This is a genomic window from Nocardia amikacinitolerans, assembly GCF_900215415.1.
Classification (GTDB): Bacteria; Actinomycetota; Actinomycetes; order Mycobacteriales; family Mycobacteriaceae; genus Nocardia; species Nocardia amikacinitolerans.
Genome location: NZ_OBEG01000002.1, coordinates 413,759 through 440,230 on the forward strand (window position 1 = coordinate 413,759; position 26,472 = coordinate 440,230).

The following is a 26,472-nucleotide window of genomic DNA, read 5'->3' on the forward strand; positions in this document are numbered from 1 at the left end:
GCACGTCACAAACGTCGCAGCGCGAAGAACGAAATGAGGCGAACACCTGCTGTGAGCAGCTCAACTTCCCAGTTCGGACAGAACCAGTGGCTAGTCGACGAGATGTATCAGAAGTACAAACAGGATCCATCATCCGTCGATGAGAGTTGGCACGAGTTCCTCGCCGACTACACCCCCGAAGCGAGCGGCGACGCCACCAACTCGCAGCCCACTGCGCCGACTCAGACCACTGCGCCGACTCAGACCACTGCGCCGACCCAGAACGCCGCGCCGACCCAGACTGCGCCGACTCGGACCGCCGCGCCGACCAAGAACTCCGCGCCCGCCCCAGCCGCGAAGCCCGCCCCGGCCGCCGCCAAGCCCGCTCCGGCTCCCGCGCCCGCCGCCAAGCCCGCCCCGGCCGCCGCCAAGCCCGCTCCGGCTCCCGCGCCCGCCGCCAAGCCCGCGACCGCGGCGAAGGCCACCGCCGCGCGCGCACCCCAGACCACCCCGGCGCCGACCTCAAACGCCGCGCCGACCTCCGGCGGCCCCAAGCCGACCGAGGCCGCGGACGAGGCGAGGGTGCTACGCGGCGCCGCGGCGGCCGTCGCGAAGAACATGTCGGCGTCGCTGGCCATCCCGACCGCGACCTCGGTCCGCGCCATTCCGGCCAAGCTGATGATCGACAACCGTCTGGTCATCAACAACCACCTCGCCCGCACGCGCGGCGGCAAGATCTCCTTCACCCACCTGCTCGGCTACGCCATCGTGCAGGCGGTGAAGGCGTTCCCGAACATGAACCGGCACTACGCCGAGATCGACGGCAAGCCGAACGCGGTCACCCCCGCGCACACCAACCTCGGCCTCGCCATCGACCTTCCCGGCAAGGACGGCAACCGCTCGCTGGTCGTCGCGGCCATCAAGGGCACCGAGGAGATGACCTTCGGGCAGTTCCACACCGCCTACGAGGACATCGTCCGGCGCGCCCGCGACGGCAAGCTGACCGCCGAGGACTTCTCCGGCGTCACCATCTCGCTGACCAACCCGGGCACCATCGGCACCGTGCACTCGGTGCCCCGCCTGATGAACGGTCAGGGCGCGATCATCGGCGCAGGCGCCATGGAGTACCCGGCCGAGTTCCAGGGCATGAGCGACGAGCGCGTCGCCGACCTGGGCGTCGGCAAGCTGATGACGCTGACCTCCACCTACGACCACCGCATCATCCAGGGCGCGGAGTCCGGTGACTTCCTGCGCACCATCCACCAGCTGCTGATCTCCGACGAGTTCTACGACGAGATCTTCCACGGCCTCGGCGTGCCGTACGAGCCGGTGCGCTGGCGCAAGGACGTCAAGGAGCGCGGCGTCGACAAGAGCTCGCGCGTGCTCGAGCTGATCGCCGCCTACCGCAACCGCGGCCACCTGATGGCCGACACCGACCCGTTGCGCCTGATCAAGGACAAGTTCCGCAGCCACCCGGACCTGGACGTCACCCAGCACGGCCTCACCCTGTGGGACCTGGACCGCGAGTTCAACGTCGCGGGCTTCCACGGCCAGGAGCGGATGAAGCTGCGCGACGTGCTCTCGGTGCTGCGCGACGCGTACTGCCGCCACATCGGCGTCGAGTACATGCACATCCTGGAAACCGACCAGTTGCAGTGGATCCAGGAGCGCGTCGAGCAGAAGCACGTCAAGCCGACCGTCGCGCAGCAGAAGTACATCCTGAACCGGCTGAACGCGGCCGAGGCCTTCGAGACCTTCCTGCAGACCAAGTACGTCGGTCAGAAGCGCTTCTCGCTGGAGGGCGCCGAAGCGGTCATCCCGATGATGGACGCGGTCATCGACCAGTGCGCCGAGCACTCGCTCGACGAGGTCGTCATCGGCATGCCGCACCGCGGCCGCCTCAACGTGCTGGCCAACATCGTCGGAAAACCGTACTCGAAGATCTTCACCGAGTTCGAGGGCAACATGAACCCGGCGGCCACGCACGGCTCCGGCGACGTGAAGTACCACCTCGGCGCGCGCGGCACCTACCTGCAGATGTTCGGCGACAACGAGATCGAGGTCTCGCTGACCGCCAACCCCTCGCACCTGGAGGCGGTCGACCCCGTGCTCGAGGGTCTGGTCCGCGCCAAGCAGGACCTGCTCGACAAGGGCGACGGCCCCGAGGGCTTCTCCGTCATGCCGCTGATGCTGCACGGTGACGCCGCGTTCGCGGGCCAGGGCGTTGTCGCCGAGACGCTGAACCTCTCGGGTCTGCGCGGCTACCGGGTCGGCGGCACCATCCACATCGTGGTGAACAACCAGATCGGCTTCACCACCGCGCCGGAGAACAGCCGCTCCACCGAGTACTCCACCGACATCGCCAAGTTCATCGGCGCGCCGATCTTCCACGTGAACGGCGACGACCCGGAGGCGTGCGACTGGGTGGCGCGTCTGGCTGTCGACTTCCGCCAGAAGTTCCGCAAGGACGTGGTCATCGACCTGATCTGCTACCGCCGTCGCGGCCACAACGAGGGCGACGACCCGTCGATGACCCAGCCGTACATGTACGACGTCATCGACACCAAGCGCTCGGTCCGCAAGAGCTACACCGAGAGCCTGATCGGCCGTGGCGACATCTCCATGAAAGAGGCCGAGGACGCGCTGCGCGACTACCAAGGCCAGCTGGAGCGCGTGTTCAACGAGGTCCGCGAACTGGAGAAGTTCCCGCCGGGTCCGAGCGAGTCGGTCGAGGACGACCAGAAGGTGCCCGCGACCGTGCAGACCGCGGTCGACAAGGCCGTGCTGCAGCGCATCGGCGACGCCTTCCTCAACGTTCCCGACGGCTTCAACGTGCACCCGCGCGTCAAGCCGGTGCTGGAGAAGCGCCGCGAGATGGCCTACGAGGGCAAGGTCGACTGGGCCTTCGCCGAGCTGATGGCCTTCGGCACGCTGATCGACGAGGGCCGCGCGGTGCGCCTGACCGGTCAGGACTCCCGCCGCGGCACCTTCACCCAGCGGCACGCGGTGATCATCGACCGCAAGACCGCCGACGAGTACACCCCGCTGCACAACATCGGCAGCGAGAACCCTGGTTGGTTCGCGGTGCACGACTCGGCGCTGAGCGAATTCGCCGCCGTCGGCTTCGAATACGGCTACTCGCTGGGCAACCCGAACGCGCTGGTGCTGTGGGAGGCGCAGTTCGGCGACTTCGTCAACGGCGCGCAGTCCATCATCGACGAGTTCATCTCCTCCGGTGAGGCCAAGTGGGGCCAGCTCTCCGACGTCGTGCTGCTGCTGCCGCACGGCCACGAGGGTCAGGGTCCGGACCACACCTCCGGCCGCATCGAGCGCTTCCTGCAGCTGTGCGCCGAGGGCTCGATGACCGTCGCGGTGCCGTCCACCCCGGCGAACTACTTCCACCTGCTGCGCCGCCACGCGCACGACGGCATCCGTCGTCCGCTGATCGTCTTCACCCCGAAGTCGATGCTGCGCAACAAGGCCGTGGTGTCGGACCTCAAGGACTTCACCGAGTCCAAGTTCCACTCCGTGTTCGACGAGCCCACCTACGAGCAGGGCATCGGCGACCGCGGCAAGGTGAAGCGCGTGCTGATGACCAGCGGCAAGCTCTACTACGAGCTGGTCGCCGAGAAGACCAAGCAGAAGCGCGAGGACATCGCCATCGTGCGGATCGAGCAGCTCTACCCGCTGCCCAAGTTCCGCCTGAACGAAGCCCTCGAGGGGTACCCGAACGCGACCGACATCGCGTGGGTGCAGGAGGAACCGGCCAACCAGGGCGCCTGGCCCTTCTTCGGCCTCAACCTCCCCGAGCTGCTCCCCGAGCGCCTCGGCAAACTCCGCCGCATCTCCCGCCGCGCCATGTCGGCCCCGTCCTCGGGTTCGTCGAAGGTGCACGCCGTCGAGCAGGCGGAGATCGTCGCGGAGGCGTTCGCCCCCACCAGCTAATTTCTAGCTGTCCCGAGCGCCGGGCGCGAAACCACTGGCCCATCAGTCGGTTTCGCCCCGGCGTTCGCCGTTTCCCGGTCCGTAGCTGGTGCGCGTTGGCCTGCGCTGCTGTGTCCCGAGCTGACACGTGCGCTCCCGGCCGACGCGCGGCGGCCGGGCAGAGTTCGGTAGTCGAATGGTGGTCGATGCGTAGGTGATGGTTGCGGTGATGTCCGGTTTGCGGTGGTGTGCACCGTCCGCGAGCAGAACGGGCGTGGCGCGGGTGGATCTACCGGCGGGATGGCGCGGCGGCTCATAGGGTGGGGACGTGGCGTGATGGGCGCGTCGCGCGACGGAAGGGATTGGTGGAGCGTGGTTCCCAATGCGGGTGGGGGTTCGCTGGCCCTCGTGACGATGGGCGTCGGATGGGATCCGGCGGCCAAGCGGCGGTGGTTGCCTGGGAAGGCGGCGGACATCGATCTGAACGCGGCGGCGCTGCTGTTCGCGAACGACGCGATCCTCGACGTGGTGTACCACGAGCAGCTGATGTCGCAGGACGGGGCGGTCCGCCACCTCGGCGACAGCACGACCGGCGAGGACGACGGCGACGACGAGCTGATCACCATGGACCTGACCAGGATCGCCCCGCAGGTCACCACCGTGATCCTCCTGGTGACCTGCTACACCGGACAAACCTTCGAGCAGATCGACAACGCCTTCTGCCGGGTGATCGACGGCATGACCGAGACCGAGATCGCCCGCTACAACCTGAGCAAGATCCACGCGCACACCGGCTTCCTCGCGGGCAAACTCGTTCGCACCCAAGAGGGTTGGGAGTACCGCTCGATCGACGAGGAGATCCAGGCCGAGCATCCGGTCGAGGCGGTGCCGCAACTGGCGCCGTTCCTGGTCTGAAGTCGTTGCGAGTCCTGGTCACGGGCGCCGGCGGCTATCTCGGCAGCGCGGTCGCCGAGCGCCTCCAGCGCGACGGGCACGAGGTCGTCGGGCTGGTGCGTCGCGAAAGCGCCTGTCTCCCAGCCGAACTGCCGCTCCGGTTCGCCGATCTTCGTGCGCCGGAATCGCTTACCGCGGCCGTCCGCGATGTCGACGCCGTCTGCCACCTTGCCGGACTCACCCGCGCCAGGGAATCGGTCGCCGACCCGCTGCCGTACTTCCACGTCAACGTCGGCGGCACCGTGGCGCTGCTCGAGGCGATGGCACGTGCGGGGGTCGAGAACATGGTCTTCGCGTCGACCGTCGCGATCTACGCCACCGACGTCCAGCCGATGACCGAGGACCTCCCCGACGCACCGCCCCACCCGTACGCCGCGAGCAAGCAAGCGGCCGAATCCGCCATCGCCGCCCAGGTCGCGACCGGCCGCCTCGCGGCGATCGTCCTGCGCATGTCCAACATCGTCGGCGGCGCCGACACCGACCCGACCCGCCTCCTCCCCCGCCTACGAGCCGTCGCGGCCGGGACCAGCCCCCGCCTCCCGATCAACGGCGATGGCACCGCGACCCGCGACTACCTCCACATCGAGGACGCCGCCCGCGCGTTCACCGCCGCCCTCACCCATCTCCCCGCCCCTGGCGCCTGCCGCCGCTACAACATCGGCAGCGGAACCGGCACCAGCATCAACGACCTGATCGACCGCACCGCCCACCTCACCGGCCATCCCATCCCGGTCGACCACCACCCCGCCGCCCAGGAACCCCCAACCCTCATCTGCGACAACTCCCGCGCCGCAAGGGAACTCGACTGGCACCCGACCTGGGACATCGAATCGATCCTGCGCGAGATGTGGACCTCCGGATCACCCCTGTAGTGCGGCGGCCAGCTCGGGGCTCAACGCCAGCGCCAGGGTGAGCAGGGATTCCACCAGGAGTTCGACGAGTTCCTCGCGGCTGATGGGTTCGGTGCGCAGCCAGGTGAGGGTGGTTTCCTCGACGAACGCGATCCAGCCGCGCATGCCGAGCATCAGCCGGGGGTGGTCGGCGGGGTCGATGGGGGTCGGGGCCTCGGCGAGGATGATGCCGATGATGGCGTCGCGGGTCTGGTCGACCAGCGGAACCAGGTCGGGGCTGACGCTGGTCGGGCCGCGCAGCAGCGCGAGGTAGGACGTGCGGTTCTCGCTGACGTAGTCGACGTAGCGCTCGATCGAATCGCGCAGCATGTCGAAGATGCTCAGCGACCGGTCCGGCGCCACCCGCTCGAGCAGCTCGGCGTTGGCGTGCCGGACCACCTCGCGCTGGAAGTCCTGCTTGGTCGGGAAGTAGTGGAACAGCAGACCCCGCGAGATCCCCGCCTGGGCCGCGATCTCGCTGACCGAGAGTTCCTCGATGGTGCGCTCCCCGAGCATCTTGGCGCCCAGCGCGAGCAGCTGCTGACGGCGTTCGTCCGGGCTGAGCCGGGTCCGCTTGCCGTTCTCACCGGTGCTTTTGCTGTTCACGGGACTCATGTTACTGAACGAAACTCAATAGCTGTTGACTCGCGCTCAATAAGCTCGTAGTCTCGCTTACATGAGTCGCAAGGTTACAGACAAAGCTGTCGGCGACCGGCCCGTTCGCCACGTCAAGACGATCGTCATCGGCAGCGGTTTCGCCGGTCTGGGTCTCGCCATCCGGCTGAGCCAGCAGGGCCGCAACGATTACCTGGTCCTAGAGCGCGGCAGCGATGTGGGCGGTACCTGGCGCGACAACACCTACCCCGGCGCCGCGTGCGACGTCCCCTCGCACCTGTACTCGTATTCCTTTGCGCTCAACCCGAATTGGTCGCGCTCGTTCTCCCGGCAGGGCGAGATCCAGTCCTACATCCAGGGCGTCGCGAAGAGGTACAACGTGCTCGACAAGCACATCTTCGACTGCGACGTGACGGGTGCGCGCTGGAACAACGACACCGCGCGGTGGGAAATCACCTCGAGCAAGGGCGATTTCACCGCCGACACCGTCGTCTCCGCGGTCGGTGCGCTCTGCGAGCCGAACCTGCCCGACATCAAGGGCATCAACACCTTCGAGGGCGAGATCTTCCACTCGGCCCGCTGGAACCACGACGCCGACCTGACCGGCAAGCGGGTCGCGATCATCGGCACCGGCGCCTCGGCGATCCAGATCGTCCCCTCGATCGCACCGCAGGTCGCCTCGCTGGACGTCTACCAGCGGACCGCGCCGTGGCTGCTGCCCCGCATGGACCGGCCGTACCTGAAGGCCGAGCGACTGGCGTTCAAGTACGTGCCCGGCGTGCAGCGACTCTCCCGCGCGGCCATCTACGCCGCCCGCGAGACCCAGGTCGTCGGTCTCGCCAAGTTCCCCGCGCTGATGCAGGGCTTCCAGCTGCTCGCCAAGGCGAAGCTGCAGTACGAGGTGCGCGACCCCGAGCTGCGCAAGAAGGTCACGCCGGACTTCCGCATCGGCTGCAAGCGCATGCTCATCTCGAACGAGTACTACCCGGCGCTGAGCCGCGACAACGTGGACGTGGTCACCGACGGCATCCGCGAGATCCGCGCGGGCTCGATCGTCACCAAGGACGGCACCGAGCGCGAGATCGACGCGCTGATCGTGGCGACCGGTTTCCACGTCACCGACTCGCCGACCTACGAGACCATCACCGGCAAGGACGGCCGCACGCTGAGCGAGGTCTTCGACGAGATCGGCCAGCAGGGCTACAAGGGTTCGGCGATCGCCAACTTCCCCAACATGTTCTTCCTGCTCGGCCCGAACGTCGGCCTCGGCCACACGTCGATGGTGTACATGATCGAATCCCAGATCAACTACATCGCCGACGCGCTCGCCACCGTCGACCGCCTTGGTCTGCGCACCGTCGAGGTGCGCCGCGAGGTGCAGGACAGTTACAACAGGGACCTGCAGGCGAAGCTGAGCAAGACGGTGTGGAACACCGGCGGCTGCGCGAGCTGGTACCTGGACAAGCACGGCAACAATACGACGCTGTGGCCCGACTTCACCTTCCAATTCCGTAGGCTGACAAAGAAATTCGATGTCTCCGCCTACGCGACGACAACCGCGCCCGCCGAACCGAAAGCAGTGTGAACCAGTGAGCAACGACGCTTACTTCCAGAACAAGGTCTGTGTCATCACCGGAGCAGGCTCCGGCATCGGCCGCGCGCTGGCCGAGAACCTGGCCAAGCGCGGCGCCAAGCTCGCGCTCTCCGACATCGACACCGAGGGCCTCGCCGAGACGGTGCGCCGCTGCGAACAGCTGGGCGCGAAGGTCAAGTCCGATCGGCTGAACGTGGCAGAGCGCGAGGCGGTGCTGCTCTACGCCGACGCCGTGAAGGCGCACTTCGGCGTGGTGCACCAGGTCTACAACAACGCGGGCATCGCCTTCCACGGCGAGGTCCTCCGCTCGGAGTTCAAGGACATCGAGCGGATCATGGACGTCGACTTCTGGGGTGTCGTCAACGGCACCAAGGCGTTCCTGCCGATGCTCATCGAGTCCGGGGACGGGCACGTGGTCAACGTGTCCAGCCTGTTCGGCCTGATCGCCGTGCCTGGCCAAAGCGCTTACAACTCGGCCAAATTCGCGGTGCGGGGCTTCACCGAGTCGCTGCGCCAGGAGATGCTGGTCGGCAAGCACCCGGTCAAGGTCACCTGCGTGCACCCGGGCGGCATCAAGACCGCGGTGGCCCGCAACGCCACCTACGCCGAAGGCATCGACGGCAAGTCCGCCGCGTCCATGTTCGACAAGAAGCTGGCCATCCACACCCCCGAGATGGCCGCGCAGACCATCACCGAGGGCGTCCGCAAGGGCCACGGCCGGGTGCTGATCGGCTGGGAGGCCAAGCTGCTCGACATGTTCGTGCGCGTCACGGCCTCGGGCTACCAGCGCATCGCCGCCGCGGTGAACCGGCCCTTCCTGCCCTGACGACCATGCGCGAGTTCGACATTCCGCTGCCCGTCGGCCGCGTGCTGCTGAAGCCGGTTTTCCGGTTGATGCTGAACGCTCGACTGCCGTTCACGGTGCAGCGCAAGCTGATGGATCTCGGTGCGCCGCTGCAATTGATGCCCTCCGGCGTCACGGTGCGCAAGACGCGGCTCGGCGCTCGTCCTGCCGAACTGCACATCGCGGACTCGACCGACCCGACCACCGCCGTGCTCTACCTGCACGGCGGTGGTTACGCGGTCGGCTCGATGGCCACCCATCGGTCGCTGGCGGCGCGGCTGGCCCGCGACACCGGCAGCGCGGTGTACGTCATCGACTACCGGATGGCGCCGGAACACCCGTTCCCGACGGGACTGGAGGACGCGGTCGCCGCGTTCCTGGAACTGGTGTCGGAGAAGGGTTTTCGCCCCGACCAGATCGCCGTCGCGGGCGATTCGGCGGGCGGCGGCCTGAGCATGGCCACCGCGCAGCGGCTGATCGCCGAGCACGGGATGACACCGGCCGCGCTCGGGCTGATCGCGCCGTGGACCGATCCCAACGAGATCCCCGATCGCGACGGCGACACGGTGATCAACAAGGCGTGGTCGCGCGCCTGCGCCGCCGCCTACCTCGGCGACGGCGACGGGAACGATCCCCGCTACGCGCCGCTACGCGGGGTGCTGCACGGGCTGCCGCCGACCTACGTCCAGGTCGACGTCAGCGAGCTGCTGCACGCGCAGTGCGTCGCGCTGGTCGCGGCGCTGCGCGGCGCGGGCGTGCACGTGCGGTTCACCGAGAGCCGCGGGCTATGGCACGTCGCGCAACTGCAGGCCGGACTGTTCCGTCCCGCCGCCGTCGCCCTGCGCGAACTATCCGATTTCCTGCGCGCTGCCGTCCAGCCGGTGTCGGCGAGCGACCTAGGATAAGACGACAAAAGGAGTCCTGGAAGTGTCGACCGATTACCGAGCAGCGAGATTTTCGGTGGTCGATGACACAGCCCGGCACAAGGTGTCGTAGATTACTGGCGAGTAAACCCACGTGGAAGGGCACTGATGCGAGAGTTCGAAGTCCCGGCTTCCTACACCATTCCGGATGACGCGAACAATTCCGACAACGTCTTCCGCCACGCCGAGCAGACGCCGAACGCGGTGCTGTTCAATGTGCCGAACGGCAGCGGCGGGTGGCGCGACGTCACGGCGGCGGAGTTCGCCACAACCGTCACCGGCGTGGCCAAGGGCATCATCGCCTCCGGCATCGAACTCGGCGACCGGGTCGCCATCATGGCCCCCACGCGGTACGAGTGGGCCGTGCTCGACTTCGCCATCTGGGCGGCGGGTGGCTGCACCGTCGCCATCTACGACAGCTCCGCCGCCGAGCAGGCCAAGTGGATCCTGCAGGACTCGGCGACCAAGCTGCTCGTCGTCGACAACGACAAGCACCGCGCCACCATCGACGAGATCGAGGCCGGCTCGCTGCCCGAGCTGCGGGAAACCCTGCAGATCGACAAGGGCGCCGTCGACGAGCTGATCGCCCGCGGCGCCGAGCTGGACGACCAGGCCGTGCACGACCGCCGCGCGCAGGTCGGCGCCGCCTCGCCCGCCACCCTGATCTACACCTCGGGCACCACGGGCCGCCCCAAGGGCGTCATGCTCACCCACGCGAACCTCTACGCGGAGTCCAAGTCCGACCGGATCGCGCTGAAGAAGTACATCACCGAGGGCAAGAAGACCCTGATGTTCCTGCCGCTCGCGCACGTGTTCGCGCGCGCGGTGGCGCTGACGGCCTTCGACGCCAAGGTGATCGTCGCGCACACCTCCGACTGGTCCACCCTTGTCGACCAGTTCGGCAGCTACCGGCCGCACTTCATCCTCTCGGTGCCGCGCGTGTTCGAGAAAGAGTTCAACGCCTCCAAGCAGAAGGCGCACGACGGCGGCAAGGGCAAGATCTTCGACGCCGCCGCCGACACCGCCATCGCCTACAGCGAGGCGCTGGACAACGGCGGGCCCGGCCTGGTGCTCAAGCTTAAGCACACCGTCTTCGACAAGCTGGTCTACAGCAAGCTGCGGGCGGCGCTCGGCGGTCGGTGCGAGGCGGCCGTCTCCGGCGGCGGCCCGCTCGGCGCGCGCCTCGGCCACTTCTTCCGCGGCGTCGGCGTGACCATCTACGAGGGCTACGGCCTCACCGAGACCACGGCCGCCATCACCGTGAACACCCCCGAGCAGATCCGGGTCGGCTCCGTCGGCCGTCCGATCGAGGGCCACGCCGCCAAGATCGCCGAGGACGGCGAGCTGCTGCTGCGCGGCTCCGTGGTGTTCGGCGGCTACTGGGGCAACGCCGAGGCCACCGAGGACGCCTTCGAGGACGGCTGGTTCAAGACCGGCGACCTCGGCGCCATCGACGCCGACGGCTTCGTCACCATCACCGGCCGCAAGAAGGAAATCATCGTCACCGCGGGCGGCAAGAACGTCTCCCCCGCGCTGCTCGAGGACTCGCTGCGGGCGCACCCGCTGATCAGCCAGGTGATGGTGGTCGGCGACGGCCAGCCGTTCATCGGCGCGCTGATCACCCTCGACCCGGAGGCGCTGCCCGGCTGGAAGGAACGGCACGGCCTGCCCGCCGACACCCCGATCGAGAAGCTGATCGAGAACGCCGAGCTGGTCGCCGAGATCGACGCCGCGATCGCCGAGACCAACAAGAAGGTCTCGCACGCCGAGCAGATCAAGAAGACCCGCATCCTCGCGGTCGACTGGACTCAGGAGGGCGGCGAGCTCACCCCGAAGATGTCGCTCAAGCGCGCCGTCGTGATGAAGCAGTACGCCACCGAGGTGGAGAAGATCTACAGCTGATCGGCTGATCGCCGAAGGGCGCTGTTCGCGAGTTCGTCTCGCGAACAGCGCCTTTCGCGTTTCACAGACGGTCGAGGAACTTCGCGATGAGCGGCGCGATCTCGGGCAGGTGGGTTTCCATGGCGAAGTGGCCGGTGTCGAAGAGGTGCAGCTCGGCGTCGGGAAGGTCGGCCAGATAGGCGTGCGCGCCCGGGGCGGGGAAGAACGGGTCAGCGGCGCCCCACACGATGAGGGTGGGTGGGGTGTGCTCGCGCAGCCACTGCTGCCAGCTCGGGTAGGCATCGACGTTCGACCGGTAGTCGAAGGCCAGCGCGACCTGCGCCTCCTTGCGGCCGGGCAGGTCGAGGAAGTGCTGGTCGAGCAACCAGCTCTCGGGCGCGAGCAAGGAGGTGTCAGGCACGCCGTGTTCGTACTGGCCGCGCGTGCCTTCGAGAGTGAGCAGCCCGCGGATAGTGTCCTCCGCACCCTCCTGGTCCGGGCGCAGTGCGACGAATTCCCTTGCCCCGTCGGATAGTCCGGCCTCGTAGGCGTTGCCGTTCTGGACCACCAGACCGGCGATCCACTCGGGGTGGCGCTGCGCCAGCCGGAAGCCGACCGGCGCGCCGAAATCGAAGACGTACATCGCGAACCGGCGCAGGTCGAGGGCTTGGACGAAGCGCTCGACCACGTCGGCGAGGTTGTCGAAGGTGTACTCGAAATCCATTGGGGCGCTGGTGTGCCCGAAGCCGGGGTAGTCCGGGGCGATCAGGCGGTAGTTCGCGCCGAGAGCTTGGAGCAGCGCGCGGAATTGGTGCGATCCCGAGGGAAAACCGTGTAGCAGCAAGAGGATCGGGGCGTCGGCTCGCTCCGGAATCGATTCGCGGTAGAAGACCTCGACGTCGCCGATCTGAACGGTGCGGTGCTGGATGCGGGGCAGCTCGAACATTTCACATGCCTTATCTCGGTGATGATGCATTAGTTCTAGCCGACCTCGTTCTAATGTGTCAATACGTCGATGTACCATTAGCCGTGTGGATACGACCCCGTTGATCGGCGAACCCTTGGCGCTGGACCTGGTCAACACCCGGCCGCACGGCGCCGACCTCCTCGCCACCACGGAACAGCTGGCCGACTGGCTCGCCCGGCAGTCCGAGCGCCACCCCGAACTGGCGCTCGACCGTCCCACCGCCGCCGACTTGGCGGCGGTGCACGAGGTGCGCGACCACATTTCGGCCGCTCTCGACGCGCTCCTGCACGGCGTCCGCCCGCCCGCGGACGCACTGCGCGCCCTCACCGCAGCCCAGTCCGCCGCGCCCGCCGTCCGCCGCCTTGACTGGGACGGCGCCGCGATCGTCGCTGCCCCGCACCGGGAAGCCCCCTCCGCCGCCCGCCTGTCGGCGGTTCTCGCCGAAGCCGCGGCCGACCTGCTCACCGACCCCGCCCTCACCAAACTCAAGCGCTGCGAAGCGGACGACTGCGTTCTCCTCTTCCTCCCCGCCCACCCCAAACGCCGCTGGTGCTCCCCCGACCGCTGCGGAAACCGCGTCCGCGTGGCGCGCTACTACCGCAAGCACAAGGAATAGACGGCCGAGCGCGGGCGGGGTGGGCGCAGTAGGCTCGCGGCATGGCCGTACTGCGGTGGCGGGTGGCTGCCGGGATACTGTCCGCCGGGCTGGCTCTGGGTGTGGCGGAGCTGGTCGCGGCGTTCATTCGGTCCGAGAGCGCGCCGATGTATGTGCTCGGCTCGACCGTTGTCGACCGGACCCCCGATGGCCTGCGCGAATGGGCGATCAGCACGTTCGGCACCGCGGACAAGACGGTGCTGTTCGTTTGCATGGGGATTGTCGCGATTCTCGTCGCGGGGCTCGCCGGCGCACTCGAACGCGTCGACCGGGCGACCGGCTCCACGCTGCTGGTCTTCTTCGGCTTGATCGCCGCCTTCCTCGCCGCCGAGCGGTACGGCTTCCTCGCCGCGCTACCGACCGTAATCGGCGTTGCCGCAGGCATTTACGCGCTCCGCGTGCTGACCGAGCAGATCGCGGATGCGTTCCAGGGCGCGACGACCGAACCATCTGCGCCGGACACGGCACAATCCGGCCGCACCCCCGCGCCACCGCCGTCCCCGCAGGTTCACCAAGGCCCCGCCGAGTCCCTCGCCGCTCCGCCGGAAACCACTGGCGCGCAGCCGCACTCGGACGGTGCTGCCATCGGTGGGACCGCAGGACCTGCTGCGCCCACCGCCCACGCCGAGGCCATATCCCGTTCGGCGGATTCGCAGGCCGACGCGGATGCTGGAACCGGTCCTGCTGCGGCCGCGCGGACCGCGGCGGAACCGCAGCGGCGGGATCTGTTGCGGGGCCTGGCGATTACCGGGGGTCTGGCGGTGGCGGCCGGGGTGGGTGGCCGGTTGTTCGGGGTGCGGCGCGGAGACGTTTCCGGGGAGCGGGCGGCGGTTGTCCTGCCGCGACCGACCGAGCCGGGGATCTCGTTGCTGCCCGACGCCGATCTGCGGGTGCCGGGGCTGACGCCCTACATCACCGCCAACGACGACTTCTATCGGATCGACACCGCGCTGTTCCTGCCGCAGGTGTCGATCGAGGACTGGTCGCTGCGCATCCACGGCATGGTGGACCGCGAAATCCGCATCGGCTGGGCGGATCTCGCAGAGCGGCCGGTCGTGGAGCGGCTGATCACGCTGGCCTGTGTGTCGAATCCGGTGAACGGCGACCTGATCGGCAACGCGCTGTGGCGCGGCTACCGCGTCGACGAGTTGCTCGCCGAGGCCGGTCCGCATCCCGACGCCGACATGGTGCTCTCCCGCAGCAAGGACGGCTGGACGGCGGGCAGCCCGTTGGCCGTGCTCACCGACGGCCGTGACGCCCTGCTCGCGGTCGGCATGAACGGCGAACCGCTGCCGGTCTCGCACGGCTACCCGGCCCGGCTGGTGGTGCCCGGCCTCTACGGCTACGTCTCGGCCACCAAATGGGTGACCGAACTCGAGGTCACCCGATTCGACCGCGCCACCGCCTACTGGACCCGCCGCGGCTGGTCGGCCCACGGCCCGATCAAGACCGGCACCCGCATCGACACGCCGCGCGGGCGCGTCCGCAGACCACCAGGCCGCATCCCCGTCGCCGGCGTGGCCTGGGCCCAGCACCGCGGCATCACCGCCGTCGAGGTGCAGATCGACGACGGCGACTGGCGCCCCGCCCGCCTGTCCACCGAACAGTCCATCGACACCTGGCGCCAATGGGTCTACGACTGGGACGCCACCCCCGGCACCCACACCCTCCGCGCCCGCGCCACCGACGGCACCGGCGAAACCCAAACCGCCGACCGCCGCGACGTCATCCCCGACGGCGCCACCGGCCACCCCACCCTCACCCTCACCATCGGCTGACCCGAACCGGCGCCCCCATCCCGCATCGGACGCAATATTCTTCACTGAAATCAATTGTGTTCACTGAAAGCAATAGAGTTCGCAGGAGACCTGCGGATAGGGTCTGTCCAGGTAGTAGGCCTATCCCAAGGAGCGCACAGGTCCGCGACGTCTGGATCGCGGACAACCGGGTCGACTCGATCGAGGTCTTCGTACTGGACCATGCGCTGACGCAGCACCGGCCGCACCTCGTGCTGGAGCCGGGCGGGGCCGAGGTCATCGATATGCCGGTGCGTTTGAAGGTGGACTGGGAACGTCTTTCCGGGCTCGTCCGCTGACCGTCGCATCCCCACGCGGCGCGGGGGATGCGACGGCCGGGCACAGGGTCAGGCCTTGACGGTGTCGACCTTGGCGGGTTCGTCGGTGGGGGTTGCGGCGCCGTGGCGGATGAAGAGGGCCGAGGTCAGGACGCCGATCAGCAGGATGGCGGCGGGGAGAAGGATGGATTCGCTGAGGGCGGAGCTGAATTCGCCAAGGATCTGCGGGGGGATGGCGCCGTGGCCGACGCCTTCCGCGGTCGGCGCGCCGCCGGAGAGTCCGTTGGCGGACATGCGGGCCGCGATCAGGGCGCCGATGGCGGCGCTGCCGAGGACCGAACCGACCTGGCGGGTGGTGTTGTAGATGCCCGCACCCGCGCCGGCCTGCTGAACGGGCAGGTTGTGGGTGGCGGTGGCGGCCAGCGGCGCCCAGATGCAGGCGTTGGCGAAGCCGGCCAGCGCCGACGCCACCAGGAACCACGCGAGGTTCGAGTCCGGCGTCATGATCGCCGACCACCAGAAGATCGACACCGCGAACAGCGCGAAGCCGAGGGTTGGCACGATCCGCGGGTGCAGCCGGTCGGCGAACTTGCCGACGAACGGCGCGAAGACGCCGGTCACGATGGCCATGGGCGCGAAGACCAGCGCCGACCTGGTCGGCGACAATTCCCGCACCGCTTGCAGATAGAAGTACGCGGGCACCATCACCGAGACCACCGTCGCGCCCATCGCGGCGATGGCCACGTTCGACAGCGCGAAGTTGCGGTCACGGAACAGCGCGAGCGGCACCAGCGGCTCGCCGGTGTTGCGCGCCTGGTTCACCACGAAGATCCCGAGCACCACCAGCCCCGCGCCGATCGTCAGCCAGATGCGCGGCGACCAGTCGTAACTGTTGCCCTCCTGGATGCCGAACACCAGCAGGAACATGCCGACGCCGCTGAGCAACACGCCGGGAATATCGAACTTGTGCTGGCTCGTCGGCAGCGCGGGCACCAGCCACACCGCCAGCACGAAGGCCACGATGCCCACCGGCACGTTGACGATGAAGATCCACTCCCAGCTCAACCCGTCGACCAGCACCCCGCCCAGAATCGGGCCGACCAGGGTGGCCAGGCCGGCCACGCCGCCCCACAGACCCATGGCCGCGCCGCGCTTGTCCGGCGCGAAGGTGCGGGTGATCACCGCCATGGTCTGCGGCGTCATGAGCGCGGCGCCGAGACCCTGCGCGGCGCGCGCGGCGATCAGCATGCCGACCGTCTGCGACAGCCCGCACCACAGCGACGCGGCGGTGAACACCGCGAGCCCGATCAGGTAGATGTTCTTGGGGCCGTAGCGATCACCGAGCCTGCCGGTCACCAGCAGCGGCACCGCGTAGGTCAGCAGGTAGGCGCTGGTCACCCAGATGACCTGGGAGATGTCGGCTTGCAGATCCTGCATGATCGCCGGATTGGCGACCGCGACGATGGTCATGTCCAGCAGGATCATGAAGAAGCCGACGACGAGCGCCAACAGAGCGGGCCACGGGTTGCGTTCTGTGGACACGGATTTCGTTCCTCTCCGGGAGGGTCGATGAGTCTGATCGTTCGGCGCCGTCACGGCGTGGCCCCCGCCGAGCGCCGCGGCACGGGCGGTCGCTCCGGGGGATCGTCGGCCCAGGGGTGTTCGGGTCCGGCCAGCCGCGCACCGGTGCGCGCGTCGAACTTCTCCCACTCCAGTGCGCCGCAAGCCAATTCGTCGAGGAAACCGGTCAGCCACGTGAGCTCCGCGGAGAGCGTGGCGCGCAGGTAGGGCAGCACGATCCAGTAGCGCCGCTCCACCTCGTGGGTGCGGGCCCAGTCGGCCATGGTGTCCAGATCGGCGAGATCGTTCCGCAGGTGCGCGACCCGTTCCCGGACCAGCGTGAGCACGTCGTCCTTGGGGAGGTTGTGCGCTTCGGCCAGCGCCACCGGGAACAGCGGATACTCCGGCGCGGGATACCGCAGGATCTCGGTGAGCCTGGCGCGCAACGCTTCCCGGCCCGACGCGGTGATCCGATAGGTGGTGCGCTCGGGCCGGTTGCCCGCGCGGTCGACGCACTCGGCGCGCACCAGTTCCTGATCGGCCAGCCGGGCGACGATGTGATAGAGCGAGCCGGGCCGCAGCTTGACCAGCAGGTCCTCGCCCCGCCGGAGCAGCAGCTGATACATCTCGTACGGATGCATGGGCCGCTCCTCGAGCAGCGCGAGCACGGCGACCGCCAACGCGGTCAGTGCCGGACGCACCTGGCCCATGTGATCACCTTCCGCTGGAATCCATCCCGCCGCGCCGCGGGAGACGAGCCGCCGAGCTGAACGCGAACGGTAGTCGCGGGCTCCGACATACTCCACACCAAATACTCCACATGGAATATACGGCCCGGAGCATTGACTCGACAAGGGTGTGAAACACCGGTGAACCTGTGATCAGCGACACCGCCGCGGCCAGCGGCTCGACAGCACGACTGGATTTACAACCCGTGCGCGTCCAACCAGGCCCGCGCGACTTCCGCGGCAGCGGCCCCGTCCCGAACTCGTCGAATCATCTCGACCAACTCGTCGGTCGTGAGCTCCCCCGCCACATAGTTCAACTTCCGAACGCGCTGATCATCGAGCAGACCTTTGCGGAACACCGGCACCACGTTCTCGGCGCGCAGCGCGTAGTCGGCATCGGTCAACACCGTCAGCCCCTCGGTGACCGCCGCCGTCAGCGCGGACGGTCCGCCGACCACACCGGCTTGAACAGAACTGTCCAACAACGCGTTTCGCAGAGCCATCGCATCGGCGAACGGCGTCTCGCCCGCGAAGTCGCACCCCGCGACCTGCGGCACAGCGGGAACGCGCAACACATCCGGCGCGGGAGCCAGCCCGGCCCGCAGCTCCGCGCACCGCGGCGCGAGCTCGGCGACCGAATCCACGTCGTCGCGACGCGCGGCCTCCGCCGTGACGAGGACGCGCGGTCGCAGATCGGTCCCGTCGGCCGGATCCGAGACGACCAATCCCTCCGGCAGCGAACGATTCAGATCCTCGACCACATCGGACGGTGTGCGCGCCGCGGACCCGCTGTCGTAGTGGGCCAGCAGTTCGCCGGTGTGTTCGCCGACCAACGCGACCCGGCCAGCGTCCAAGGCGGCCAGATAGTCGGCCCGCTCACCGAGCTCCGGCAGCACGGCGACCGGCAACCCGGTCCTGGCCAGCGCGCCCGCGTAGATCTCCGCGAGCACCCGCGATTCCACCGCGTCCCCCGCACCCACGATGAAGGGCGGCCCGGCTTCGTCGTTTCCGCAGGATACGACCGCCGCCGCGGCCGCGGCGACCAGCACCCGGGCAAGCATCCGCCTCGACGCGGCCAGAACCACCGGCGACACCAACTCTCCGAAGACGACTACAGCCGACAGAAACACCCAGTTGCGGGCAGTATGGACAACCAGAATGTACCGGTGCCCGTCCGGCCTCGGCCGCACGCACCGTCCGCATCTGCCGGAAGGACTCCCGTGAAGACCACGATCACCCCCCTTGCCGGGCGATCGGCGCTGCGGCTCGCGCTGCGCGCCTCCCAGATTTTCGCCGCCGCCACGCTCCTCGCCGTCGGCATGATCCTCTCGGCATGCGGCGAGTCCGATCCGCTCGCCGCCGACGGCGACTGTGCGGGCGAGGGCCTGATCGTCGGCTCGGCGAACTTCCCGGAGTCCGAGACCGTCGCCCACGTGTACGCGGAGGTGCTGCGGGTCAACGGCTTCCAGGTGGAGACCCGGCTCAATATCGGCAGCCGCGAGGCCTATATCCCGGCGCTGCGCCAGTGCGCGATCTCGGTGATCCCCGAGTACACCGGCAACCTGTTGCAGTACTTGGACAAGGACGCCACCGCGACCAGCGCCGCCGACGTCGAGGCCGCGCTAGCGGGCGCGCTCGGCGACCAGCTGGCCACCGCCGCACCGGCGCCCGGCGAGGACTCCGACGCGGTGGTCGTCACCAAGGCCACCGCCGAACGCTGGAACCTGCGCACCATCGCCGATCTCGCGGCGCATTCGGCCGAGGTGAAGTTCGGCGCGCCCGCGGAATTCCAGGAACGGAAGGGCGGTCTGCCCGGCTTGAAGGAAAACTACGGACTCGACATCGCCGCGAACAATTTCGTCCCGATCGCCGACGGCGGCGGTCCGGCCACCGTGCGCGCGCTGCTCGAGGGCCAGGTGACCGCGGCCAATATCTTCACCACCTCGCCCGCGATCGCCGAGAACGACCTCGTGGTGCTCGAGGACCCGAAGCACAACTTCCCGGCGCAGAACGTGATTCCGCTGTTCAACTCCGCCAAGAAGTCCGACAAGGCGGTCGCCGCGCTCAACGCGGTCTCGGCCAAGCTCACCACCGAGGAGCTGATCGAACTGAACGAGGCCGTGTCGGGCAGCAGCAAGACCGAACCGGCGGTGGCCGCCAAGGCGTGGGTAGCGGCGCAGGGGTTGAACACACCGGTCGGGTGAGTACCGCGGGGGAAGGGAAGACAGCAGTGTCGGACATCGTATTCCGCGGCGTCGGCAAGACCTATCCGGACGGCACGCACGCCGTCACCGACCTCGATCTGCACATCGAATCGGGCTCGTTCACCGTGTTCGTCGGACCGTCCGGCTGCGGGAAGACCACCTCGATGCGGATGATCAACCGGATGGTCCAGCCCACCACGGGCACCATCACCGTTGGCGGACAAGATATCTCGGCATTGGACCCGGTTCGGCTCCGCCTCGGCATCGGCTACGTGATCCAGAGCGGCGGCCTGCTGCCGCACCGCACGGTGCTCGACAATGTCGCGACAGTGCCGGTGCTGCGCGGCGATTCGCGACGGGCGGCGCGCAGGGCCGCGCTCGAGGTCCTGGACCGGGTGGGCTTGGACCGCGGGCTCGCCCAGCGCTACCCCGCGCAGCTCTCCGGCGGTCAGCAGCAGCGGGTCGGGGTGGCACGGGCGCTGGCCGCCGACCCGCCGATCCTGCTGATGGACGAGCCGTTCAGCGCCGTCGACCCGGTGGTGCGCGCCGAGTTGCAAAGCGAAATGCGGCGGCTGCAAGCGGAATTGCACAAGACCATCGTGTTCGTCACCCACGACATCGACGAGGCCATCACCCTCGGCGATCGGCTCGCGGTCTTCGGCCGCTCCGGCGTGCTCCAGCAGTACGATCCGCCGCAGCGCGTACTCGCCGCGCCCGCAACGGATTTCGTCGCCGAGTTCGTCGGTCGCGATCGCGGCTATCGCGGCCTCTCCTTCCGCTCGGCCGATGACGTTCCGCTGCACGATATTCCGACCGCGACAGCGGGCGCGGTCGGCGCGCTGCGTCTGGAGCGTGGCGACTGGGTGCTCGTGGTGGACGAGGCGGTCAAGCCGCTCGGCTGGGTCGACGCGACCGCCGTCGAAGCACGGCGCGCGGGCACGCCGCTCGCGGAATGCATGTCGGCGGGCGGTTCGCTGTTCACCCCCACCGGCGACCTGCGACAGGCGCTGGACGCCGCGATCTCCTCGCCGTCCGGAATCGGTGTGGCCGTGGACGAATCGGGTCTCGTCCGCGGCGGCGTGCTGGCCACCGAGGTGATCGCCCAGCTCGCCGTCCAGCGCGAAGCAGAGGATCTCGAACGCGATCGGCTGGCCCGCGAACAGGGGCTCTCCAGCAACCACGGGACCGATTCGTGAACCGCGCACACTGCGTCACCGGTCCGGTCGACAGGCGGGAGACCGCGTGCGATATCTGATCGACAACTTCTCCGAGATTCTCGAGATCACCAAGACGCACCTGTATCTCGCCTTGCTGCCCTTGCTGTTCGGCCTGGTGATCGCCATCCCCGCGGGCGCGATGATCCGGCGGATCCCGTGGCTGCGGCGGATCACCGTGACGGTGGCGAGCCTGGCCTACACCGTGCCCTCGCTCGCGCTGTTCGTGATAATCCCTCCGCTGGTGGGCCTTTCGGCGATCGACCCGTGGAACGTCGTCATCGCCCTGACCATCTACTCGACCGCGCTCCTGATCATCGCGGTGCCGGTGGCGCTGGACTCGGTGCCCGCCGCCGTTGTCGACGCCGCCGACGCCGTCGGATTCGGTCCGCTTCGTCGCACACTCACCGTCGACATGCCCTTGGCCATCCCGGTTTTCGTGTCGAACCTGCGCGTGGTGGTTGTCACCAATATCGCGATGGTCTCGGTCGGCGCGCTGATCGGCGTCGGCGGCCTCGGCAAACTGTTCACCCAGGGCTATCAACGCGACTACCCGGACGAGATCGTGGCGGGCATCATCGTGACGCTGGCGCTCGCGCTCGTCTTCGACCGGCTGGTGTACCTGCTCGGGCGCTGGGCGACGCCATGGACCAGGGCCGACGGGCGAACGAGGCGAGGGGCGAGCACGTGAACCTGTTCGTCGACGCCTGGCACTACTTCACCGACGGCGCCAACTGGGGCGGACCCACCGGCATCGAATTCCGCCTGGCGCAACATCTTTGGTACACGCTGCTGGCGGTCGCCGGATCCGCGCTGATCGCGGTGCCGCTCGGACTCGTCATCGGCCATCGACGGCGCGGCGCCGCGGTGCTCGTCGGCTTCGCGAACGCGATGCGCGCGCTGCCCACCCTCGGTCTGCTCACCTTCTTGGTGCTGCTGCTCGGCCTCGGCCTGATTCCGCCGCTGCTCGCGCTGCTCACCGTCGGCATCCCGCCACTGCTCGCCGGTGCGTACGCGGGCGTGGCCAATGTGCCCGCCGACGTGGTCGACGCGTCAAGGGCGATGGGTATGACCGAGCGGCAGATCCTGTTCCGGGTGGAAGTTCCCAACGCCATGCCGATCCTGGTGAACGGCCTGCGCGGCGCCACCTTGCAGGTGGTGGCCACCGCGACGATCGCGGCGTACGTGAACCTCGGCGGGCTCGGCCGCTACATCTTCGACGGGCTCGGCCTGCACCGCTACGACCGGGTGCTGGTTGGCGCGCTGCTGGTGGCCGCGCTGGCGATGCTGCTGGACGGACTGCTGGCACTCGTCGTCTGGGCGACGACCCCGGGAACCGGGCGCCTGCGCATGACGCCGACTCCGGTCGAGGTGCGGCAAGTCGCGCGGTGACCACCGACCCGCCGTGTTCCACGCGACCTGGCGCGAGTCGTCGACGGTCCGCGCAGTCCGCGGCTATTGACCCGAAGTGTGATCTAGGTCACCATGACAGTGGCCGTAGGAGTCGTCAGCCGTGCACGCGCTCGACGCAACTGTGGCAAACCGTGTCGAGACCTGCGCAACCTCGAGTCCTACGGGAACCCAACCCGAGACAGGAGGATTGCCGTGAGCATGAACGCACCGATGAAGGCACGGGACATCATGCACGCCGAGGCGGAGTGCATCCCCGCGGACGAGACGCTCGACCGCGCCGCCCAGATGATGCGCAACATGGACGTGGGCGCCCTGCCGATCTGCGAGAACGACCGTCTGGTCGGCATGGTGACCGATCGTGACATCGTCGTGCGGTGCATCGCCGAGGGCCACGATCCCAGCCGCGTCCGCGCGGGCGATCTCGCCAAGGGCACCCCACGCTGGGTCGACGCCGATGCCGAGCTGCAGCAGGTGCTGGACATCATGGAGCAGAACCAGATCAAGCGGCTGCCGGTGATGGAGAACAAGCGCCTGATCGGCATGATCTCCGAGGCCGATCTGGCGAAGAACATCTCCGACAGCAAGCTGGCCGAATTCATCTCGGCCGTCTATGTGCCGCACTGACCGCCTCCCGCCGCGCACGCGCGCGGGAAGACGACGCCGCGTGCGCACAACGACCCCGCTCCGCACAAACGACGCAGGGCGCCTCGTTCGCCGTTGAACGGGGCGCCCTGTGCTTGCGTAATCAGTTGTTACGCAACGCCCTCCGCACGCGCGGCGGCGGCGACGGCCTCGGCGACGGCCGGGGCGACCCGCGGGTCGAGCGGGCTGGGGACGATCTTGTCGGGGCCGAGCTCGTCGGCGACCACGCTCAGGATGGCGTCGGCGGCGGCGATCTTCATGCCCTCGGTGATGCGACGGGCGCCCGCGTCCAGCGCGCCCTTGAACACGCCGGGGAAGGCGAGCACGTTGTTGATCTGGTTCGGGAAGTCGCTACGACCGGTCGCGACGATGGCGGCGTACTTGCGCGCCACGTCGGGCTGGATCTCCGGGTCCGGGTTGGACATGGCGAACACGATCGCCTCCGGCGCCATCGAGGCGATGAGCTCCTCGGCGATCAGGCCCGCCGAGAGACCGAGGAACACGTCCGCGCCCGCGAGCGCCTCGGCGGCGCCGCCGTTGAGTCCGCGCGGGTTGGTGCGCTGGGCCAGGTCGGACTTCACGTCGTTCAGGTCGGCGCGATCGCGGCTGACGATGCCCTTCGAGTCGAGCACGGTGACGTCGCGCACGCCGGCGGCGAGCAGGATGTTGGTGCACGCGACACCCGCCGCGCCCGCGCCCGACACCACGACCTTCAGACCGCTGATGTCACGTCCCTGCACGCGCGCCGCACCGTTCAGGGCCGCGAGCACCACGATCGCGGTGCCGTGCTGGTCGTCGTGCATGACGGGGCAGTCGAGCGCCTCGATGACGCGCTTCTCGATCTCGAAGCAGCGCGGCGCGGAGATGTCCTCCAGGTTGACCGCGCCGAAGCTGGGGCGCAGCCGGATCAGGGTCTCGACGATCTCGTCGACGTCCTTGGTGTCCAGCACGATCGGGATGGAGTCGAGTCCGGCGAACTTCTTGAACAGTGCGGCCTTGCCCTCCATCACCGGCAGCGACGCGCGCGGGCCGATGTCGCCGAGGCCGAGGACGGCGGTGCCGTCGCTGACCACGACCACCAGTCGGTCGGTCCAGGTGTATCGCTTGGCGAGCGTCTCGTCCTGAGCGATCGCGCGGCTGACCTGAGCGACGCCGGGGGTGTACGCGATGGAGAGGTCGCGCTGCGTCTCCAGCGGAGCAGAGAGCTCGACCGAGAGCTTGCCGCCGAGGTGTCCAGCGAAGATTTCGTCGTTGGTGATTTCGGACAAACTCGCGGTCGCATTCGGTGCGTCAGTCACAGGTGACACGATTTCACTCCTGCTCGGGTCGGGCTGAACCGGGGGACGGTTACCGCCGGGTATTTCGTAATAGGTGATTCGTACCGCTCATCGAGTGCGCTGACCGGGACGTTTCGAGTCGGAATTCGTGTGGCGAAGAACCGATGATCAGCTCGAGACGTGGCGCTGCACTGATCCGCAGAGCGGGGGCCGGACGGGTGGGTCCGGACGGAACATGCGGGGCGATCCTCGGGGCGCGACGGTACGTTGCGCGGCTCGGAACACCGTGATTCCCGAACCCGGCGGTGGCGTAGGAGGGGAATCCGCAACATTCTGCCAGCCGGTCCGATGACTTGCCAAACCGGTGTGTCGGATCCCGGTTGCGCGTCATATTCCGAGGGTAGGCGGCTGGAATTACCCCGAAGTTAGGGGAAACTCGCACCCGCGCACCGGGCGGCGGTGAGTTGTCACATCGCCAAGCGGTCGGGAGGTGTGAGGTCCGGACCCGGCGCGGGCTCCAGCCCGACCGGCACCCGACCGCGCACGACGGACGGCCCGCCCACGAGGGACGCGGGCTCCGACGGTACCCGCCGCAATCGCTCGGCGCTCACCCAGACGCTGTCCAGCCCGCCCGACATCAGGCGGACCCGCCACTCGGCTCCCCCGTCGGGATGGTCGGTGCGCCGGTGCATGCCGCGGGTCTCGGTGCGCGCCAGCGCGCTGTGCTCGGTCCATCTGGCCACCGCGAGCAGGGCCGCGGCCTGCCTGGCGCGCACCCGATCCGCGCCGACGCCGCCGAGGGCGAACGCAGCGCCCGGCCAGATGCCGTCGAGTTCGGCGATGCTGTCGCGCAGGCTGCCCGCGCTGCGCCAATAGCTGCGGCGCAGCGGCAGGGTGTGCTCCTGGACCAGTCCGACGATCGCGCGCGGATCGATGCGCGACCGGGCGGCGAGGCCCGCGCCGGACACCGGACGCACCGAGCCGATCGGGCCCCGTTTCCGAGCGAAGCGGGCGGCGCCCGATCCCGCCCACACGCCGGACGCGATGGCCCACGCCCCGCTGTGACCGCCGGTTCCGCTCACCGCGCCGGTGATCACCTCGCGACTCACCGCGTCACCCGCGCCGTACAGCCCGGCCACCGTGGTCGCGCAGTCGGGGCCGGTGAGCGCGAGGCCGCCCGTTCCGCCCACCGTGCCCTCGAGCACCGCGCGCAGCGGCACCCGCTGGAATCGGTCGACCGCGCCCTGCCTGGTGAGCCAGTGGCGCACCGTCTCCGGCACCTCGTCGAGCGCGGCGAACACCCGCCTTCCGTCGGCGATCGCCGCGAACGCCGCGTGCCGACCGCCCGCGACGACATCGCCGTTCTCGTCGTAGAGCGTCGCGAAACGCAGCGCGAGTCCCGACGCGAAACTCGGATGCATGGCCGGAGTCGGCGAATTCAGCGCTGGGCCAAGGGAATAGGCGCTGGAGAACTCCATGCCAGACAGTCGCGCGCCCGCCTCGGCGGCGAGCAGCAGTCCGTCGCCGGTGGCCACGTCGGTCCCCGCGCCACCGGAGAGAAACGCGCATCCGCCGGTGGCCACCACCACCGCGCCCGCGCGGACCGTCCAGGAACGGAAGCCGTCGTTCTGCCGCACGCCCGCCGCACCCGCGATCACGCCGTCGCCGTCACGCAGCAGTTGCAAGGCGGGATGGTGATCGAGGACGCGCACTCCCGCCTCGATCACGGTGCGGCGCATCCGGCGCAGGTATCCCGCGCCGTCCATGCGGACTCGCGGCGAGCCGCCGCGCGGGTCGTCGGGAAACCGGTAGCCCCAGCCCACCAGCTGTTCGATCCGCCGGTGCGTCTCGTCGAAGACGCGGTGGATCAACTCCGGATCGCCGAGATGGCCGCCGTCCGCGTGCGATCGGCGCACCGCCTCGTCCCTGGCGGCGCCGGGCGGGATGTTCCACACCGTGGTGCTCCCGAACGCAGAAGGCCCGCTGCTTCCGCAACGGGCCTTGTCGACGAGCACCACCCTCGCCCCTCCGGCGGCAGCCGAGACGGCCGCCCAGGTTCCGGCGGGGCCGCCGCCGAGAACCAGCACATCCGTCTCGATCTCGCTCACAACAAAATGTTCGGCCACAATTCACC

21 protein-coding genes are annotated in these 26,472 nt (G+C 68.8%); 14 read left to right on the forward strand and 7 right to left on the reverse strand.

The window, feature by feature from the left end; all coding sequences use genetic code 11:
* Nucleotides 1-102 precede the first annotated feature (102 nt).
* The 3 genes from CRP45_RS10135 to CRP45_RS10145 all read left to right on the forward strand — a co-directional run bounded on the left by CRP45_RS10135 (nucleotide 103) and on the right by CRP45_RS10145 (nucleotide 5,729).
* Nucleotides 103-3,924, forward strand: a complete 3,822-nt coding sequence (locus CRP45_RS10135) for a multifunctional oxoglutarate decarboxylase/oxoglutarate dehydrogenase thiamine pyrophosphate-binding subunit/dihydrolipoyllysine-residue succinyltransferase subunit (protein ID WP_425436936.1) — start codon at nucleotides 103-105, stop codon at nucleotides 3,922-3,924.
* A gap of 351 nt (nucleotides 3,925-4,275) precedes the next feature.
* Entirely contained in the window at nucleotides 4,276-4,818 is a 543-nt protein-coding gene (locus tag CRP45_RS10140) for a TerD family protein (protein ID WP_245910047.1), read from the forward strand.
* Between the two features lie 5 nt (nucleotides 4,819-4,823).
* Nucleotides 4,824-5,729, forward strand: a complete 906-nt coding sequence (locus CRP45_RS10145) for an NAD-dependent epimerase/dehydratase family protein (RefSeq protein WP_179830836.1) — start codon at nucleotides 4,824-4,826, stop codon at nucleotides 5,727-5,729.
* On the opposite strand, the gene CRP45_RS10150 is transcribed toward CRP45_RS10145, so the two are convergent.
* Entirely contained in the window at nucleotides 5,718-6,362 is a 645-nt protein-coding gene (locus CRP45_RS10150) for a TetR/AcrR family transcriptional regulator (protein WP_067788526.1), read from the reverse strand. The genes CRP45_RS10145 and CRP45_RS10150 overlap by 12 nt on opposite strands.
* 61 nt (nucleotides 6,363-6,423) lie before the next feature.
* Between CRP45_RS10150 and CRP45_RS10155 the strand changes: the two genes are divergently transcribed.
* From CRP45_RS10155 to CRP45_RS10170, 4 genes are all read left to right on the forward strand, one after another.
* Nucleotides 6,424-7,947, forward strand: coding sequence for a flavin-containing monooxygenase (locus CRP45_RS10155; protein ID WP_097244883.1), 1,524 nt, complete (start codon nucleotides 6,424-6,426; stop codon nucleotides 7,945-7,947).
* A 4-nt stretch (nucleotides 7,948-7,951) separates the two neighbouring features.
* The gene (locus CRP45_RS10160) at nucleotides 7,952-8,782 is read left to right on the forward strand and encodes an SDR family NAD(P)-dependent oxidoreductase (RefSeq protein ID WP_067788522.1); all 831 of its coding nucleotides are present in this window, start codon (nucleotides 7,952-7,954) and stop codon (nucleotides 8,780-8,782) included.
* Nucleotides 8,783-8,787: 5 nt separating this feature from the next.
* Nucleotides 8,788-9,705: an alpha/beta hydrolase gene (locus tag CRP45_RS10165; protein WP_097244884.1), complete on the forward strand. Its 918-nt coding sequence runs from the start codon at nucleotides 8,788-8,790 to the stop codon at nucleotides 9,703-9,705.
* A 126-nt stretch (nucleotides 9,706-9,831) separates the two neighbouring features.
* Nucleotides 9,832-11,625, forward strand: a complete 1,794-nt coding sequence (locus CRP45_RS10170; protein ID WP_097244885.1) for an AMP-dependent synthetase/ligase — start codon at nucleotides 9,832-9,834, stop codon at nucleotides 11,623-11,625.
* Nucleotides 11,626-11,686: 61 nt separating this feature from the next.
* On the opposite strand, the gene CRP45_RS10175 is transcribed toward CRP45_RS10170, so the two are convergent.
* Nucleotides 11,687-12,550 (reverse strand): alpha/beta fold hydrolase, encoded by an 864-nt coding sequence (locus tag CRP45_RS10175; protein ID WP_097244886.1) that lies wholly within the window; start codon nucleotides 12,548-12,550, stop codon nucleotides 11,687-11,689.
* An 85-nt stretch (nucleotides 12,551-12,635) separates the two neighbouring features.
* On the opposite strand from CRP45_RS10175, the gene CRP45_RS10180 reads away from it, so the two are divergent.
* Nucleotides 12,636-13,187 (forward strand): CGNR zinc finger domain-containing protein, encoded by a 552-nt coding sequence (locus tag CRP45_RS10180; RefSeq protein WP_218841126.1) that lies wholly within the window; start codon nucleotides 12,636-12,638, stop codon nucleotides 13,185-13,187.
* Between the two features lie 41 nt (nucleotides 13,188-13,228).
* Entirely contained in the window at nucleotides 13,229-15,004 is a 1,776-nt protein-coding gene (locus CRP45_RS10185; RefSeq protein WP_097244887.1) for a molybdopterin-dependent oxidoreductase, read from the forward strand.
* Between the two features lie 365 nt (nucleotides 15,005-15,369).
* Here the strand turns inward: CRP45_RS10185 and CRP45_RS10195 are convergent, their stop codons facing one another.
* From CRP45_RS10195 to CRP45_RS10205, 3 genes are all read right to left on the reverse strand, one after another.
* On the reverse strand, nucleotides 15,370-16,842 hold the full coding sequence (locus CRP45_RS10195; RefSeq protein WP_097244889.1) for an MFS transporter: 1,473 nt from the start codon (nucleotides 16,840-16,842) through the stop codon (nucleotides 15,370-15,372).
* A 50-nt stretch (nucleotides 16,843-16,892) separates the two neighbouring features.
* Complete coding sequence (locus CRP45_RS10200; RefSeq protein ID WP_097244890.1) at nucleotides 16,893-17,570, reverse strand: PadR family transcriptional regulator; 678 nt, start codon at nucleotides 17,568-17,570, stop codon at nucleotides 16,893-16,895.
* A 215-nt stretch (nucleotides 17,571-17,785) separates the two neighbouring features.
* Nucleotides 17,786-18,682, reverse strand: coding sequence for a glycine betaine ABC transporter substrate-binding protein (locus CRP45_RS10205; RefSeq protein WP_245910049.1), 897 nt, complete (start codon nucleotides 18,680-18,682; stop codon nucleotides 17,786-17,788).
* Between the two features lie 177 nt (nucleotides 18,683-18,859).
* Here CRP45_RS10205 and CRP45_RS10210 point away from each other — a divergent pair, with 177 nt between their 5' ends.
* The 5 genes from CRP45_RS10210 to CRP45_RS10230 all read left to right on the forward strand — a co-directional run bounded on the left by CRP45_RS10210 (nucleotide 18,860) and on the right by CRP45_RS10230 (nucleotide 23,043).
* Entirely contained in the window at nucleotides 18,860-19,792 is a 933-nt protein-coding gene (locus CRP45_RS10210; protein ID WP_097245433.1) for an ABC transporter substrate-binding protein, read from the forward strand.
* Nucleotides 19,793-19,818: 26 nt separating this feature from the next.
* Nucleotides 19,819-20,988 carry an ABC transporter ATP-binding protein gene (locus CRP45_RS10215; RefSeq protein ID WP_097244891.1) on the forward strand — a complete coding sequence of 390 codons (1,170 nt, stop codon included), beginning with the start codon at nucleotides 19,819-19,821 and terminating at the stop codon, nucleotides 20,986-20,988.
* Between the two features lie 46 nt (nucleotides 20,989-21,034).
* A complete protein-coding gene (locus CRP45_RS10220) occupies nucleotides 21,035-21,697 on the forward strand; it encodes an ABC transporter permease (RefSeq protein ID WP_097244892.1) in 663 nt (220 codons plus the stop codon).
* A complete protein-coding gene (locus CRP45_RS10225; RefSeq protein ID WP_245910050.1) occupies nucleotides 21,694-22,398 on the forward strand; it encodes an ABC transporter permease in 705 nt (234 codons plus the stop codon). Before CRP45_RS10220 ends, CRP45_RS10225 begins: the two co-directional genes overlap by 4 nt.
* Before the next feature lie 219 nt (nucleotides 22,399-22,617).
* Entirely contained in the window at nucleotides 22,618-23,043 is a 426-nt protein-coding gene (locus CRP45_RS10230; protein WP_174554848.1) for a CBS domain-containing protein, read from the forward strand.
* 128 nt (nucleotides 23,044-23,171) lie between these two features.
* Here CRP45_RS10230 and CRP45_RS10235 read toward each other — a convergent pair whose 3' ends face one another.
* Nucleotides 23,172-24,368 (reverse strand): NAD(P)-dependent malic enzyme, encoded by a 1,197-nt coding sequence (locus CRP45_RS10235; protein ID WP_097244893.1) that lies wholly within the window; start codon nucleotides 24,366-24,368, stop codon nucleotides 23,172-23,174.
* A 437-nt stretch (nucleotides 24,369-24,805) separates the two neighbouring features.
* Complete coding sequence (locus CRP45_RS10240) at nucleotides 24,806-26,446, reverse strand: FAD-dependent oxidoreductase (RefSeq protein WP_097244894.1); 1,641 nt, start codon at nucleotides 26,444-26,446, stop codon at nucleotides 24,806-24,808.
* Nucleotides 26,447-26,472 lie beyond the last annotated feature (26 nt).